Consider the following 248-nt stretch of genomic DNA (forward strand, 5'->3'; position numbering starts at 1 on the left):
GGCGGTAGTGGACGAATTTGGAGCGTTTGTCGAAGAAGGCGCTGTCGTACTCATCGGCCTCAATCACAAAAAACGGCGTATCGCCCAGGCGCGCCGACACCGAGAAGTTTTGCGGCACCCCACCAATCAAAAAGCCCGGGCTCAGGCCCGCGTGTTCCAACACCCAGGCCAGCATGCTGCTGGTGGTGGTCTTGCCATGGGTGCCCGCCACCGCCAGTACCCAACGGCCTTGCAGCACATGGTCGGCC

Annotated in this window: 1 protein-coding gene; it reads right to left on the reverse strand. The window is 62.1% G+C overall.

Annotation, left to right across the window (positions count from 1 at the left end; all coding sequences use genetic code 11):
* A partial coding sequence (locus KZZ04_RS20250) for a Mur ligase family protein (protein WP_257903711.1) occupies window positions 1-248 on the reverse strand: 248 nt, incomplete at both ends.

This window comes from Pseudoalteromonas sp. CR1, assembly GCF_019392235.1.
Taxonomy (GTDB): domain Bacteria; phylum Pseudomonadota; class Gammaproteobacteria; order Enterobacterales; family Alteromonadaceae; genus Pseudoalteromonas.